This is a genomic window from Candidatus Eremiobacteraceae bacterium, assembly GCA_035710745.1.
In the GTDB taxonomy this organism is placed as follows: domain Bacteria; phylum Vulcanimicrobiota; class Vulcanimicrobiia; order Eremiobacterales; family Eremiobacteraceae; genus JANWLL01.
Genome location: DASTCX010000004.1, coordinates 98,359 through 111,917 on the forward strand (window position 1 = coordinate 98,359; position 13,559 = coordinate 111,917).

At 65.1% G+C, this 13,559-nt stretch carries 11 protein-coding genes; 6 read left to right on the plus strand and 5 right to left on the minus strand.

Annotation, left to right across the window (positions count from 1 at the left end; genetic code table 11):
• Nucleotides 1-7: 7 nt before the first annotated feature.
• On the minus strand, nucleotides 8-1,213 hold the full coding sequence (locus VFO25_01515; protein HET9341578.1) for an MFS transporter: 1,206 nt from the start codon (nucleotides 1,211-1,213) through the stop codon (nucleotides 8-10).
• Nucleotides 1,214-1,452: 239 nt separating this feature from the next.
• On the opposite strand from VFO25_01515, the gene VFO25_01520 reads away from it, so the two are divergent.
• The gene (locus VFO25_01520) at nucleotides 1,453-2,247 is read left to right on the plus strand and encodes a type II CAAX endopeptidase family protein (GenBank protein HET9341579.1); all 795 of its coding nucleotides are present in this window, start codon (nucleotides 1,453-1,455) and stop codon (nucleotides 2,245-2,247) included.
• Nucleotides 2,244-2,486: a ferredoxin family protein gene (locus VFO25_01525; protein HET9341580.1), complete on the plus strand. Its 243-nt coding sequence runs from the start codon at nucleotides 2,244-2,246 to the stop codon at nucleotides 2,484-2,486. The genes VFO25_01520 and VFO25_01525 overlap by 4 nt, the downstream gene beginning before the upstream one ends.
• Nucleotides 2,487-2,534: 48 nt before the next feature.
• On the opposite strand, the gene VFO25_01530 is transcribed toward VFO25_01525, so the two are convergent.
• The 3 genes from VFO25_01530 to VFO25_01540 are packed head-to-tail and all read right to left on the minus strand — an operon-like array spanning nucleotide 2,535 to nucleotide 7,198.
• Nucleotides 2,535-3,389: a 2Fe-2S iron-sulfur cluster-binding protein gene (locus VFO25_01530; protein HET9341581.1), complete on the minus strand. Its 855-nt coding sequence runs from the start codon at nucleotides 3,387-3,389 to the stop codon at nucleotides 2,535-2,537.
• Nucleotides 3,386-5,284: an NAD(P)H-dependent oxidoreductase subunit E gene (locus VFO25_01535; protein HET9341582.1), complete on the minus strand. Its 1,899-nt coding sequence runs from the start codon at nucleotides 5,282-5,284 to the stop codon at nucleotides 3,386-3,388. The genes VFO25_01530 and VFO25_01535 overlap by 4 nt, the downstream gene beginning before the upstream one ends.
• Nucleotides 5,285-5,287: 3 nt before the next feature.
• Nucleotides 5,288-7,198 carry a molybdopterin-dependent oxidoreductase gene (locus tag VFO25_01540; GenBank protein ID HET9341583.1) on the minus strand — a complete coding sequence of 637 codons (1,911 nt, stop codon included), beginning with the start codon at nucleotides 7,196-7,198 and terminating at the stop codon, nucleotides 5,288-5,290.
• A gap of 240 nt (nucleotides 7,199-7,438) precedes the next feature.
• On the opposite strand from VFO25_01540, the gene VFO25_01545 reads away from it, so the two are divergent.
• Nucleotides 7,439-9,364: a bifunctional diguanylate cyclase/phosphodiesterase gene (locus VFO25_01545; protein ID HET9341584.1), complete on the plus strand. Its 1,926-nt coding sequence runs from the start codon at nucleotides 7,439-7,441 to the stop codon at nucleotides 9,362-9,364.
• 73 nt (nucleotides 9,365-9,437) lie between these two features.
• Here the strand turns inward: VFO25_01545 and VFO25_01550 are convergent, their stop codons facing one another.
• On the minus strand, nucleotides 9,438-11,594 hold the full coding sequence (locus VFO25_01550) for an ATP-binding protein (protein HET9341585.1): 2,157 nt from the start codon (nucleotides 11,592-11,594) through the stop codon (nucleotides 9,438-9,440).
• A 200-nt stretch (nucleotides 11,595-11,794) separates the two neighbouring features.
• Between VFO25_01550 and VFO25_01555 the strand changes: the two genes are divergently transcribed.
• Genes VFO25_01555 through VFO25_01565 form a run of 3 tightly spaced genes read left to right on the plus strand, consistent with a single transcriptional unit; the run spans nucleotide 11,795 to nucleotide 13,540 of the window.
• Nucleotides 11,795-12,223 (plus strand): PilZ domain-containing protein, encoded by a 429-nt coding sequence (locus VFO25_01555; GenBank protein HET9341586.1) that lies wholly within the window; start codon nucleotides 11,795-11,797, stop codon nucleotides 12,221-12,223.
• 28 nt (nucleotides 12,224-12,251) lie between these two features.
• Entirely contained in the window at nucleotides 12,252-12,878 is a 627-nt protein-coding gene (locus VFO25_01560; protein HET9341587.1) for a phosphoribosyltransferase family protein, read from the plus strand.
• Between the two features lie 29 nt (nucleotides 12,879-12,907).
• Entirely contained in the window at nucleotides 12,908-13,540 is a 633-nt protein-coding gene (locus VFO25_01565; GenBank protein HET9341588.1) for an ABC transporter permease, read from the plus strand.
• The last annotated feature ends 19 nt before the right edge of the window (nucleotides 13,541-13,559 follow it).

The window sequence follows — 13,559 nt, forward strand, 5'->3', positions numbered from 1 at the left end:
TCCTGATCTAACGGTGCTCGACTACGGAAGCGGCGAGGTTCCGTGCGCCCACGACGGCGTCCTCCGGCGCACGATGGCGCGAGCTCGCGGGCATGAGCATGGTCAACGCGGTGCCGACGACCGAGACGCCGACGAGCGACCAAAGAACGACTGGGAGCCCCGCGACATCGGCGACGTGTCCGAGACCGGCGATCGCGACGCCGCCGATCCCCGACGTGAAGCCGATGACGAGCGCCGACGCGAGCGCGATCCGGTGCGGCATGAACTCGTGCGCCATGACGACGGTGATCGTCGTCGTACCGATGAGGAACGCACCGACGAGGACGAGCGCGACGATGCCGATCGGGCCGGGCGAAACGAGGTATAGCGCGAGCAGCGGCGGCACGAACGCGAAGGAGATCGTCATCGTCTGCTTGTTGCCGACGCGATCGCCGATCGCAGCGCCAGCGATTGTCGCGATGGCGCCTGCGGCGAGGATCGCGAAGAGCAGCGGTCCGTTCTGTGACGGCGCGTGATGAAGCACGTTCACAGCGTAGAGAGGAACGAAGACGAGGATGCCGCTGTAGATGATCGAGCGCGTCGCGACCACGACGACGAGCATCGCCATCGCGCGTTTGTCGGAATCCGCCGACGTCGGCCGCGGGCCGGCCGCTTGGGCCGTTTCCGCGCGCGAGATCGATGGCCCGATGATGGCCACACCAAGCGCTGCGATGATCCCCGCGATCGCGTAGGCCGCGGTCGCGTGCAAGCCGCCCCAATCGACGAGCAGTGTGAAAACGAGCGGACCGAGCGCGACGCCGATGTTGCCGCCGATCGTGAAGAACGACATGCCGGTCGCGCGCATCGGACCGGAGACGAAGCGCGCCGACTTGGTCGCCTCAGGATGGAAGATGGCGGATCCGATGCCCGTCACCGCGATCGCGACGAGCATGAGCGCGTACGACGGCGCGTTGCCGAGCGCGGCAAAACCGCAAGCGGAAAGGAGAACGCCGAGCGGGATGAGATAGCGCCGCGCGCCGGCGTCGGAGTACGTGCCGAAAATCGGCTGCGCGATCGACGACGTCACCTGGTACGTCGTCGCGACGAACGCGACCATGAGATACGACAGCCCGAACTCGTGCTGCAAGAACGGCAGCGCGGCAGGGACGGCGCCGGCCGTCACATCGACGACGAGGTGCCCTATCGAGAGCAACGAAAGAGGCCGGCGCTTCATGATATCTATGCTCCGCCGACAAAGACGTGCCGACCTTCGACCGTCACTATTGGCTCCATCACATCGGCGCGACAGATGTAGTAGATGCGCGCCACGTCGTTGGCCCGATGTCGCACGCCGCGCGAAAATGTTGTAGCGGTCGAGCTTTAGCTCGACCGCCGCGGCCTCGCGGTTCACCGATGTAGTAGGCCGAGCGAAGCTCGGCATGGAGCGGCGAACCTGCGCTGGAATGAGGCAGAGTGAACGCCGCTTCGTGGTTCCCTCGTTGGCTGCCGTCTGAAAGCGTCGCGCTGTTCGCGGTGCTCGTGCTGCTCGTCATCGCCGTTCCAGCGATGGGCGCGCTCGTCGCTGCCCGTCTACGATCGGTCGAGGACACGCCGGCGCGCAAACGCGCGCGGTACGCGCGAACGATGCTCGTCCTTTGGACGATGACCGGGCTCGCTTACTACGCGCTTCAGCTCCATGGCCTATCGCCGGCAGATATCGGCGCGCGTCCGCCGGTGAACTTCATCTGGTATGCTGTCGGGCCGCTCATCGTCGCGGTGCTGCTATCGACGAGCGGCGCCGGACGCGGCGACATATCGGACTCGTACGCACGCGCCATCCGCCCCGTCATCCCGAATGACGCAGTCGACTGGTGCTGGTTCGTCGGGGTCGCCGCGACCGCCGCGATCTGCGAGGAGTTCCTCTATCGCGGCTATGCGCTGACGCAGATCGCCGCGTTGACGCACAGCGTCGTCGCCGGTGTCGTCTTGTCGTCGCTCGCTTTCGGGCTCGGGCACGCGTACCAGGGACGGATCGGCATGGTAGGAACGGCGATCACCGGGCTGCTCTATTCCATGCTTTATTTGGCAAGCGGGTCGCTCGTGCCGTGCATGCTCGCGCATTTCATGCAGGATATTTTCGGTGCGGCTTTACTCTCTCGCCGTCTTCGCTTGACCGCGTCCGCGGTAGGGCCAAAAGGTGCGCCGGGAGAAGAAGGGCGGGCTTATCAAGAGATCAGCGACAACGAACCCGGGAGAATGCGACCTTGACCTACGTCATCTGCGAGCCGTGCATCACCGTCAAGGACAAGTCGTGCGTCGACGTGTGCCCGGTCGACTGCATCAAGGGCACGGACGAAGATAAGATGCTGTACATCGACCCGGCGACGTGCATCGACTGCGGCGCCTGCGTCGCCGCCTGCCCGGTAAACGCGATCTACAACGAGACCGAAGTGCCCGAGCAGTGGACGGAATACACGAAGATCAACGCTGACTATTTCAACAAATAAGGTGGGTCGAGCGTTTGCTCGACCATCGTAAGATGTAGCGGTCGAGCTTTAGCTCGACCGTTCGTCTTTCGGTCTTCCCTTCTTGCCCACGAACTGCCAACCGAAGCGGCCCTTGATGCAAAGGTGACCGCGCGTCACATCGTGATCGAGCGGCGACGACACCTTGACGATTTGATTGTCTTGTGCGTGGACGGTAAGCGTGCAACCGACGCCGCAGTACGCGCAAATCGTATCGCCTTGCGTCTGCTTCGATTCGTCCCACGTGCCCGCTTCGCGCATGTCGTACTCGGTCTTGAACATGAGCGCGCCGGTCGGGCAGACGCCGATGCAGTTGCCGCAGTAGACGCACGCGGAGTCGGGGAGCGGCACGTCGGACTCCGTCGAGATGTGTGCTTCGAAGCCACGGCCTGCGACCGCGATCGCAAACGTGTTCTGCGCGTCTGTGCCGCACGCTTCGACGCACTTGTAGCAGAGCACGCACTTCGAGTAGTCGCGGACGTAGAGATCGTTGTCGATCTTCACCGGTTGATGCGTCGTCTGCGCCCGCTCGCCGTAGCGCGAAGGATCGGCGTCGTAGCGCTTCATCCGCGTCTGCAAGTCGGTCGCGAGCGAAACGTCGACGGACGACGCTAGGAACTCGAGCACCATCTTGCGGCTCAAGCGGACGCGGTCGCTGTCCGTCTTCACCTTCATCCCGTTCTCGCATTTGCGCGAACACGCAGGCACAAGGGTGCGCGCGCCTTCGAGTTCGACGACGCATACCCGGCAGGCGTTGACAGGCGTCAGGTTTTCCAGATAGCAGAGCGTCGGCGTGTCGATCGATGCCTGCCTGCACGCGTCGAGCAGCGTCGCGCCGTCTGCGACGGTGACCGGCTTACCATCGATCTCGACTTGAACGCTCATCCGGCTTTGGTCCCGAAGAGATCGAACTTCACGATCGCCGACTCGACGGCGCTCGAGGCCGTTTGGCCGAGTCCGCAGATCGAAGCGTCGCGCATAGCTTGCCCGATTTCGCCGAGCAGCGCACGCTCGGCGTGCGTCTTGCCGTTCGATGCACCGCTTGCGAGGCGTTCGAGCAGTTCCTCTTGCCGCACCGTTCCGACGCGGCACGGCACGCACTGCCCGCACGATTCCTCGCGGAAGAAGCGCGCGATGCGCGCGACGATCTTGCGGAGATCGATGCGGTCGTCGAAAAGCATGACGACCCCAGAGCCGAGTGTCGCCTTGATCGCACGCACGCCTTCGAACGAAAGCGGCACATCGATCTCATCGGGCGTCAAGAATGTGCCGGCTGCGCCGCCGAGAAGGACCGCCTGCAGCGTGCGTCCGCCGCGCACGCCACCAGCCTTATCGATAAGCGCACGCAACGTCGTGCCGAACGGAACCTCGTAGACATCGGGTTTCGCAACGCACCCTGAAAGGCAGAACAACTTCGTGCCAGTCGATTCGTTGGTACCGATCTTCGCGTACGCTTCGCCGCCCTCTAGGATGATATCCGGTATGTTAATCAGCGTCTCGACGTTGTTGACTATCGTCGGTTTTCCGAATAAACCTTGCTGGACGGGAAACGGCGGCTTGTTGCGCGGCTCACCACGATAGCCTTCGATAGAATTGAAGAGCGCCGTTTCCTCGCCGCATATGTACGCGCCGGCACCGCGCCTTATCTCGATGTCGAAGTTAAATCCGCTTCCAAAGATGTTTTCACCGAGCGCGCCTGCTTGACGCGCTCGGTGGATCGCAAACCAAAGCTGCCGCTTTGCGTTCGGGTACTCCCAACGCACGTAGATGTACCCCTTGGTGCAGCCTCCAGCGTAACCAGCGATCGTCATGGCCTCGATGAGGCTCTCGTGGCGCCACTCCATGAGTCGCAGGTCTTTGAAGGTACCTGGCTCCGACTCGTCGGCATTGCAGACCAAGTAATGGGGCCGTTCTGGCTCATTTGCGACTGCTTCCCACTTTCGTCCGGTCGGGAAGGCCGCACCGCCGCGCCCCATGAGCTTGGACTTCTTGACTTCCTCGATGATATTGCTCGGCGGGAGCGCTAGAGCCCGACGAAGAGCAGCGTGATCCTGACGCCTCATGTGCCGCAACATGTGCGCCGGAACTTTACCAAGACGTTCGCGCACTTGCTCGATCATTTCTGGTCTTACCGAGTGCCCGTCGTGGGTAAGTAGCCGGGCGTCGTCGTCCGTCAGGTAAATACTTCCATGTCCCCCCAGCGACGCCTCATCCAGCGCCCGCCGCACAAGCGAGGGGGCGGCGAATGGAAGGGGCTCTTCGATCTGTCGTTCACCGCTATGCTTATAGAGCGCTGCCGGCGCGCTATCGCACAATCCGAGGCATGGGCTGCGTAGCCAGACTTGCGTACCCGCTCGGGCTGGTTCGCCTTCGGGCCCTACCTGCTGCGTAAGTTCGTCGCACAACTGGTCCGCGTACGCGCACATGCAGGCGATGTCATCGCACACGAACACGACGTTCTTCGGGCGCGGCTTGAGCGAGAACATGTGGTAGAAACTCGCGACGCCGTACGCTTCCGCCGGCGGAATCGTCAACCGCTCGCAGATGTAGTTCAGCGCACCTTCGCTGATCCAGCCGATGCGGTCGTTGGCCGCGTGCAGCGCCGGCAAGAGCAGATGCCTGCGCTCGCGCGCCACGTGGCCGGCGCCCTCAGCGAGGTGATCGTCGCTTGCACGCGATCGATCGCCGCCATCCCATCTGCCGGTGGGCGCGCCCAAGACGGCGTCGATCGCCGCCTTCTCTTCCGCACTCGCCCGTGCCTCAGTGAGATGGATGTCCAAACTTCAGTCTCCGGCGTGCACTGCGGCGCCGACTTTTTCTATACGGACCGCAGACGCCTTGAACTCCGCCGTGCCGGATTTCGGATCGGTCGCATCGATGGTCAAGAAATTGACCGGCAAATCGTAGTGGAACGCGAAGAACGCAAGCCCAAACCGCAGTGACGGGTCGATATGCAAATTCGCACGGACCGAGCCGCGGCGTGACGTCACCGTCACCTCTTCGCCTTCCGCGACGCCGAGCATTGCAGCGTCCTCCGGCGAGACGTCGATCCAGTCGCCGCGCGTCCGCAGCGGCGATTCGAACTCGCCGCTCTGCACGCCCGAGTTGAACGAGTCGAGGCGCCGTCCGGTCGTCAGCATGATCGGGAACTCCGCTGTGATGGCATCGACCGGCGGGTCTTGGATGACGACGTTGAACGGAGCAAGCGTGCCGCGAGCGGGCTTCTCCCACAAACGCGCGTGGAGGAATTGTTCGCCGGGGTGCTGGTCGTCGTAGCACGGCCAACGGATGCCCTTGAGCGCCTCGAGCCGCGGATACGACATGCCCGCGTGCATCGAGCTCAGCGAACGCAGCTCATCCCAGAGCGATTGCGCGCTCGGTTTCGGCCACTTCGCTCCCATCCGCGTAGCTATCGACCACACGATGTCGATATCGTCACGCGCCTGACCCGGTGGATCGACGATCTTGCGCACGCGCTGCACTCGGCGCTCGCTGTTCGTCACCGTGCCTTCGCTCTCACACCATCCCGCGGCGGCCGGCAGCACGACGTGCGCGAGCTTGGCCGTATGCGTCAGCGTGACGTCTTGGACGACGAGGCAGTCGAGCCGCTTCAGCAAGTCTTCGGTTCGGTGTCGATCCGCCTCCGACACGAGCGGGTTCTCGCCGACGATGTAGAGCGCGTGCATCTCGCCGTGCTCGACGGCATCGAACATCTCGTTGAGCCGCTTGCCTCGTGTCGGCGGGATCTTGACGCCCCACGCCGCTTCGAACTTGCCGCGCGCCGCATCGTCGCCGACGGCTTGAAAACCCGGCAGTCGATCCGGGATCGCGCCCATGTCGCCGCCGCCCTGCACGTTGTTCTGACCGCGCAAGGGATTCAAGCCGGAACCGTAACGGCCGACGTGACCGGTGAGCAAGCCGAGATTGATGAGCGCGAAGACGTTGTCGACCGCGTTGTGATGTTCGGTGATGCCAAGCGTCCAGCAGATCATCGCCCGCTTCGCGGTCGCGTACTCGACGGCGACTCGTCGGATAGCATCGGCCGGAACACCGGTGATCTTTTCCGCCTCATCGGGCGTCGTGGCGGCGACGCTCCCACGGTATGCGTCGAAGCCCGAGGTCGCATTGGCGATGAACTCGCGATGCTCGAGACCGCGAGCGAGGATCTCGTTCGCCATCGCGTTGGAGAGCGCGATGTCCGTGCCGACGTTGAGGCCGAGCCACGTGTCTGCCCACTGCGCGCTGAACGTCCGGCGAGGATCGACGACGACGAGCTTCGCACCGCGCCGCACCGCCTTCAGGACGTGATGGAAGAAGATGGGGTGCGTCTCGCGCGCGTTGCTGCCCCACAAGAAGATGAAGTCGGCTTCCTCGACTTCCTCGTACGAGCTGGTGCCGCCGCCGGCACCGAACACCGCCGCCAGACCGACGACGCTAGGAGCGTGTCACGTCCGGTTGCAGCTGTCGACGTTATTGCAGCCGACGACAGCGCGGGCGAATTTCTCGGTGAGGAAGTTGAGCTCGTTCGTCGCCTTCGAGCAGCTGAATAGACCGAACGAATCCGGTCCGTGCGCCGCCACGACCTCGCGGAAGCCTCGAGCGGCGCGATCGAGCGCCTCGTCCCAGCTCGCGGGTCGCAGCCTGCCGTCCTCACGGACGAGCGGCTCGAGCAGCCTTTCGAACGTTTCCCTCATGGATACGAACCTCAGATGGCCGTTTCGGACGTCAGGAATCGCCTCATATGCGCCCGAAATCGCCGACCTGTTCCGCGATGCGGCGGCCATGTCCGCCTCATGCGAGGTCTCCCGTTTGCCGATGTCTTCCATAGAAGCACCACGAATAAGGGCCATCTTATCCGCGCGCTTTGGCCGCGCGTACGATGCCCCGCCGCCCGCTAGACGGTGCGGCTTTTTCATCGACGGGTGAACGACCGAGTGAAAGAATCGCTAGCAGATCGGGTGCGCGCGCGGCTGCGCCGTCTGCTCGGCTACGTCACCGGTGAAAGCAGCGGTCTTACGCAGCGTCCGGAGGACGTGCTGCCGCATGTCTTGCGGCCGCCGCGGTTCCCAGGAGCCGATGCCGCTGCCGATGGCGAGCTCTCCGACGACGATTTCGATTCGCTCCTGCGCGAAGGCCGCATCCGCACCGAGTATCAACCGATCGTCTCGCTCGGTGACGGGAGCGTCATCGGATACGAAGCACTGTCGCGCGGCCCGATCGGTACGCGCCTCGAGACCGCGAACGCGCTCTTCGAAGCCGCGCGTCGTCGCGGCGTCGGCCCGGTGCTCGAGCGACTCTGCCGGTTCCGCGCGCTGAGCGGCGCCTCGAGTTTGCCGCCGGGCTGCTCGCTGTTCTTGAACATCAGTCCGAACGTCCTCGAAGAGCGCCACGGCGGTCTCACGCATGACGTCCTCGAGCAGCATCACCTCCCGAGCGAGCGCATCGTCCTCGAGATCACCGAAAAGGAAGCGATCGCGGACTTCGATTTCTTCAAGCGGACGCTGCTCCACTATAGCCGGCAAGGCTTCAAGATCGCGATCGACGACGCCGGCGCCGGACACAACAGCTTGCACGCGGTCACCGAGATCCGGCCGCACTACATCAAGCTCGATATGGCGCTCGTCCGCGACATCGACCGCGACCGCGCGAAGAACGCGCTCGTCGCCGCGATCATCATGTTCGCCCGGCGGATCGATGCGCGCGTCCTCGCGGAAGGAGTCGAGACGGTCGAAGAGCTCGCGACGCTCATCGAGATCGGCGTCGACTACGGTCAAGGCCACGTGCTCGCGAGGCCGGCGCCCGCTTTCGTCGAGCCGAAGGCGGAAGTCGCGGCGTTCATCCGCGAGAGAGCGTCGGCGAGCCGCGTCGTCGCCGCGCCGACGCGCATGGCGGTCAACACGATCACGCGTCGCGCGCCCGCGCTCATGCCGACGGCGTACACCGGTGAGGTGCTCGAGATATTCGAGCGCAACCCCGACCTCGACAGCGTCGTGCTCACCGAGTACGGCGCGCCCGTCGGACTCGTCAGCCGTACGAAACTGTACGAACGGCTGTCGCGGCAATTCGGCTACTCGATATACGCGAAGCGGCCGGTGCGGCTCGTCATGGACGACGCGTATCTCTCGGTCGACTCGAAGGATTCGATCGACGAGGTCGCCCGCAAGGTCGTCCATCGCCGCCGGACGGAGATCTACGACGAAGTCATCGTCTTGGAGAACGGCGTCTATTCGGGCGTCGTCTCCGTACGCGATCTGCTCCACACGATGACCGAGTTCCAAGCATCGGTCAACCGCTACTCGAACCCGCTGACGGGCCTGCCGGGCAGAACCCTCGTCCAGCAAGAGATCGAGCGCCGCGCGAACTCCGGGGCGCCGTACGCGCTGCTCCACGTCGACATCAACCATTTCCGGGCGTACAACGAGCGCCACGGCTACGGGCGCGGCGACGAGGTCATCAAGGCGCTCGCCGAATGCCTCGTCACCGTGACGAAAGAGATCGAAGGTCCGCAAGGCCTCGTCGGCCACCTCGGAGGCGTCAATTTCGTCGTCGTCGGGAGCGAGCGAACGGTCGAGGCGATGGGCATCGCGATCATCGAGCGATTCGAGCGGCGCGCCGCCGCCCTCTACATCCAGCGCGAAGTGTCGCTGCTCGGGGCCGACGTCCGCTCGGCGCCGCCGGAGATCGAGCTCGCCGCCGCGGGCGTCACCGCGACCGCTGCTCAGGGCAGCGGCGGGGGCGGGCTAGCGGCACGAGCCGCGCAATACAAACGGATGGCGCGCACGATGCGCGGCAGCGCGTTCGTATTAGACGGCCGCGTCGTCGTCGGCAGCAGAGAAGGCGGCGCTTTCAGACGCGCGTAGGTCGCGCCGGTCGAGATAAATCTCGACCGCTCCCTAAGATGAATGCGCGGTCGAGACGAGTCTCGACCGCTTCTCATTTGTCTTCGGCGCGTTTGGCGAACGGCAGCGCGAACGTGAACGTCGAGCCTTCGCCGAGCCTGCTCGACACGGATATCGATCCGCCGTGCGCCTCGACAAGACCCTTCGAGATCGCAAGGCCGAGACCGGTTCCCGGACCGGTGCGTCGTCCATGCTCGAGCTGGGTGAAGCGTTCGAACAGCCGCGGCAGGTCATCTTCAGCGATGCCCACGCCGCTGTCGGCGACATCGACTTTCAAGAAATCGCCGTCGGCGCACGCGCGCACGACGACCTCGTCGCCGCGATGAGAGAACTTCACGGCGTTCGAGACGAGATTCGTCACGATCTGTTCGACGCGATCGGGGTCGGCGACGATCGGAGCGAGACCGGGCGCGACGTCCGCGCGCACGATCACGCCGTATTCCTCCGCATATCCTGCCATGCTCGCGACCGCCCGTTCGAGGAGCGGCTTGGCCTCGATGGCGCGGCGCCGGATCGCGAGCTTGCCGGCTTCGAGTTTCGTCGAGTCGAGCAGGTCGTTGATGAGACGCAGCAGGCGCTCCGAGTTGTTGCGCACCATCTCGAGCAGCTCGCCGGTCGTGCCGGCATCGTTGCCGATCTGATCAAAGAGCAAAGCCGTCGCACCCTTGATCGACGTCAGCGGCGTCCGCAGTTCGTGGCTCACCGTGCTGATGAACTCGGACTTCATCTGCTCGACTTCGCGCGCGGCAGTCACGTCGCGGAACGCGTGGACCATCGCGCCGATCGAACCCGCGTGGTCGCGCAAGGGCGATGCCGAAACGCCGACCCAGCGCGACGTCGCGTCGAAGTAGACCTCATACGAGAACGAGTTATGGCGCTTCGTCGGATCGGCGACTGCGGACTCGAAAGCACGCCGGTCGAGGTCGGCGAGCGAACGGCCCTGACGGTCGGCGCCGCCGATCGCCTCGTAGCCGATCGCAAGCGCTTCCTCGGGTCCGACGCCCGTCATCCGCGCGGCCGCGGCATTCCAAAGCAAGAACCTGCCTTTCGCATCGATGACGTAGACGCCGTCGGCGGTCCCGGCGAGCACCCGCTCGAGCGTGTTCTTCTGATCGCAGATCTCATCGACGAGCCGCGCTCGACCGAGCGCGATCGCGAATTGGCCTTGGGCCAGGCGAAGCGTCTCGCGTTCGGTCGGCGAGAACGGTCGCGAGAAGCGGTTGAATATCTGAAGGACGCCGATGACGCTTCCGCCGTCGCGCAACGGCAGCGACGCGATCTGTCTGATGCCAAGACGCTGCGCGATCCGGCGCGATGATTCGGGCAGCCCGTCCGTCGTCAGGTCATCGGCGAAAATGGCGCCGCCGGACGATATCGTGCGCCGCAGGATGCTGTCGGCGCGAGGATCGTTCGCTCGCTGCGCGAGCGATGCGGCGTCGGTCGACGTCATGCCGACCGAACAGACGAGGGCCGCCTCGCCGCCCGTAGTCGAGCGCTCGAAAACGAGCCCACCGTCAGCGCCGAGCGTTTCAAGCAGCGTCTGGACCGCAGCCGGCAGCACGGTCGCAAGATCGGTGCCGCCGACGAGTGCGGCGCTAAGTTCGTTGACCGCCGTCAGTTGCTCGTCGTAGCGGGCCGCGACCGACTCGATCTCCCGGCGCTCCGACAGCTCGGCGACCACGCCGGCAGCTACCGCGGCAAGCGCCACGACGAAGTCTTCGTCGTCGACGTCAAAACCGTTGAGCGGGCGGTCGAACAAACATAGCGCGCCCGCGATCGTGCCGCGGGCCGTGATGGGTGATGCGACGGCGCTGGCGATACGCTCGGACTGCGCGAATTGATCCGCGAGCAAGCGCTCGGGCGCGAAGAAGGACGCATCGCTTATCGTCGGCGGCGAGAGCTTCCACCCGGATGCCGTGTCCTCGCGTAGGCCGCAGTGCGCGACGATGCCGTAGCTGCCCGTGACGCGGTCGTGGACGAAGATGCAACCGCGGCGCGCACCTGTGGCGGATAGCGCTTCTTCGAGCAGCGACTGCAAGCGCGCGATGGGTGCTCCGGCGGATGAAGCAGCGCTCGCGGCGCGTGCGACCGCCGAGATCGTTATTCCGTGGCGTTGGCTTTGCCGTTGGCGGCTCGCGGACGCGCTCAACGCGGATCGCGCGCGCTGCATGATGTGCGGTGCTTCATCCATAGATATATCGGCAGCAAAGACTGTGGACGGGGACAGCGCTCCCGGCTTTGCTTGACACTGCGACCACCGCAAAGTATGATGGAAATCACGATGGGCATAAGGTCCCATCAACAATCAGCCGTTCGCCCGCACCCGGTCGACCTCGGACAGCGAAAACCGACCGACCCCTGACCGACAGAGAGGGAAGACCCGAGCCGCGCATGTCGATCTTCGATTCGATCTTGAACGTGTTCCGCGGGGCACCGGCACGTGCCGTGCGCAGCCCGCGCTCGTCTCCGCGTCTCATGGTGAGCGTTCCCGCGCGGCTCCGTGCCCTCGGCGACGGCGATCAGCCCGCTATCCTCGAGGATCTGTCGACCGGCGGGGCTTGCATCCGCAGCCACACCCGCATGCGCGGCGGCGACCAGATCGATCTGGCGATGAACCTCGGCATCGGCTATAAATTCGACGTCCATGGTCGGGTCGTCTACGCCCGACCCGACGCGCACGGCTTCCAGTGCCGCTACGGATTGCGCTTCATCGCGTTGTCGCAAGACGACCAGAACCGCATCGCCACGTACATCAACGATCAGAAGTACGGGCGCCAGTTCGGCGTGCGGCCGTTCTCGTCGGAATCCGAACCCGCCTAAGTCTCCGCCTGGAGAGGCAGGCCGCCTCTTGTTCGCTGACCGCCGCGAAGCCGGCCGTTCACTTGCAGTGCTGCTCACGTCCGAGCGCGATCCCCTCATCCTCGGCATCGCGCGCGGCGGCGTCATCGTCGCGCACGCTGTCGCGATCGCGCTCGACGCCGATCTCGACGTCGTCGTCATCCGGAAAGTCGGTCACCCGCGACAGCCCGAGCTCGCGCTCGGCGCCGTGTCTGCGTCCGGCGAGTCGGTCGTCGCGCCGTACGCGGAAGAATATTATAGCGGTCCGGTCGCGCCGCTCTTCGACGAGCAGACGAAGCGGGCGCGCGATCTCGAACTGCGCGTGCGCGGCGACGCATCTCCGGTGCCGATCGAGGGGCGAAACGTCGTGATCGTCGACGACGGGATAGCGACATCCGCGACGATGAAGTGCGCCGTCGCCCACGCCCGCCGTTCGCTCGCCGCTCGTGTCGTATGTGCCGCACCCGTCGCGCCGGCGGAATCCATCGAGTTCATCCGTCGACGGTGCGACGACGTCGCCGTCGTCGTCACCGCGCGCGAACGCGACTTCGCCGTCGGGCGATACTATCGCGACTTCCGAGAGGTCGACGATCGGCAGGTCATCGAGGCGCTGCGAAGTTCGGTCGGACGAGGGTGAGTCCGGGCGCTCCATGAAGCGGTCGCCTCATGCCGCCCGTCTCGTTCGCGACGTTCATCTCGGCCCACCGTGCGGACATCATCGCGGCCATCCAAACGCATGCGGGCCTGAGCGGCGCGGCGCTCGCGATCGCGGTGCTCGCCGGCGTGCCGCTCGGCCTGTGGTGCGCGCATGACCGGCGCGCCGCGTCGGCGGTGGTGACCTTCGCCGGCGCGGCTCGAGTCGTGCCGAGCCTCGCCGTCCTCACGCTCATGCTTCCGATCCTCGGCCTCGGCTTTCGTCCTGCGCTCGTCGCGCTGACGCTGCTCGCACTGCCGCCGATCATCATCAACACATATGTCGGATTCCGCGACGTCGACCCGTCCATCACCGAAGCGGCGAAGGCGATGGGCATGAGCGCAGCGACGATCGTCCGCCGAGTCGAGTCGCCGCTCGCCTTTCCAGTCGCGATGACCGGCGTCCGCACCGCCGCCGTCGAGGTCATCGCGTCGGCGACGCTCGCAACGTTCATCGGCGGCGGGGGGCTCGGCGATCTCATAAACAACGGCTTGCAGCTCGACGACAGCACGATGTTATTGACGGGCGCCGCCCTCGTCGCACTTATGGCGCTCGTCGCAGAGATCGTGCTCGGCGGCATCGCACGCCTTGCGCGTGCCGCATGAGCCGGCGATCGAAAGGACT

Bases quoted from the DNA above. Each gene is read 5' to 3' on its own strand.
- VFO25_01555 (HET9341586.1), top strand. From the start codon at position 11,795: ATGTCGATCTTCGATTCGATCTTGAACGTGTTCCGCGGGGCACCGGCA.
- VFO25_01530 (HET9341581.1), bottom strand. From the start codon at position 3,389: ATGAGCGTTCAAGTCGAGATCGATGGTAAGCCGGTCACCGTCGCAGAC.
- VFO25_01550 (HET9341585.1), bottom strand. From the start codon at position 11,594: ATGGATGAAGCACCGCACATCATGCAGCGCGCGCGATCCGCGTTGAGC.
- VFO25_01515 (HET9341578.1), bottom strand. From the start codon at position 1,213: ATGAAGCGCCGGCCTCTTTCGTTGCTCTCGATAGGGCACCTCGTCGTC.
- VFO25_01565 (HET9341588.1), top strand. From the start codon at position 12,908: ATGCCGCCCGTCTCGTTCGCGACGTTCATCTCGGCCCACCGTGCGGAC.